1 protein-coding gene and 1 pseudogene are annotated in these 972 nt (G+C 53.4%); both read left to right on the top strand.

Annotated features, from left to right (window positions below; genetic code table 11):
- The first annotated feature begins 143 nt into the window (after window positions 1-143).
- On the top strand, window positions 144-410 hold the full coding sequence (locus GHO25_RS25630) for a type II toxin-antitoxin system RelE/ParE family toxin (protein ID WP_005730593.1): 267 nt from the start codon (window positions 144-146) through the stop codon (window positions 408-410).
- Window positions 411-864: 454 nt separating this feature from the next.
- A pseudogene (locus GHO25_RS26680) lies at window positions 865-972 on the top strand (recombinase family protein); the annotation flags it as partial.

The following is a 972-nucleotide window of genomic DNA, read 5'->3' as shown; positions in this document are numbered from 1 at the left end:
GCGTACCAAGGCGTATTATCTGCGCGAAATCATCGATCATGGCCTGACTGACCTTGAGGATTACTACCTCGCGGCTGAAGTCCTGGAGCGAGTCCGTAAAAATACAGAGGTCGTTCACTCTGCTGCGGACGTAAGGAAAGACCTTGGCCTGGACGATTGATTACACCGACACGGCCAAAACACAGTTGCGGAAGCTCGACAAGCAGTCAGCGAAGCGCATTCTTGACTTTATGGATGAGCGGGTGTCCAGCAGGGATGATCCGAGAACTACTGGCAAGGCGCTAACAGGCCCATTGGGTGGCCTGTGGCGGTATCGCGTAGGAGACTTCAGGGTAATCTGCGAGATACAGGACGGCGCCTTACGGATACTGGTTGTACAGCTTGGCAACCGTCGAGAAGTTTACCGCTGAAACCAACGTAACCCGCTGTCGCGTCCAGTTGAAGTACACCTCAACTGGTGTCATTTTCAGAAGACGATTGCACCAATTGACTGGGTTTGACGGCTGTTGTGCAGGCGGCTCCTGACAGCCCAGTATCAGCAGTCGTCCGCACCAAGCTCGTTTATGCTCAATACTCGTGTGCACCGTATTGAGGTCTGAGCATGGAATCAGACACACCACGAATTACCGAGCGAGGAGTAGCGACCCTGCCCGGCGAGGCATGGGAACTGGCCCGCCTCCCTGGAGCAGTTGCGGGTTACGTTTGCCAAGGAGCAGATTCCCCTGGAATTTCTATCACATTAAGAGCCTGAAGAACCGTTTGCATGTCTTAGACTAGGTGACGGGTTAAGTGACAAATTTTGACGACCAGCGCTTCCTGAGTCACTCTGTCACATAATCGAACGTATATGTGACAGGTGAAGAGATGTTGATCGGCTATATGCGAGTGTCAAAAGCGGATGGATCCCAATCCACCGATCTGCAGCGCGATGCACTGATCGGCGCCGGGGTGAGTCCTTCACATCTCTACGAG

It is taken from the genome of Pseudomonas sp. FSL R10-1350 (assembly GCF_009600525.1).
In the GTDB taxonomy this organism is placed as follows: Bacteria; Pseudomonadota; Gammaproteobacteria; order Pseudomonadales; family Pseudomonadaceae; genus Aquipseudomonas; species Aquipseudomonas helleri.
The sequence above is the reverse complement of the archived record's forward strand: the minus strand, read 5'-3'. Positions and strand labels throughout refer to the sequence as shown.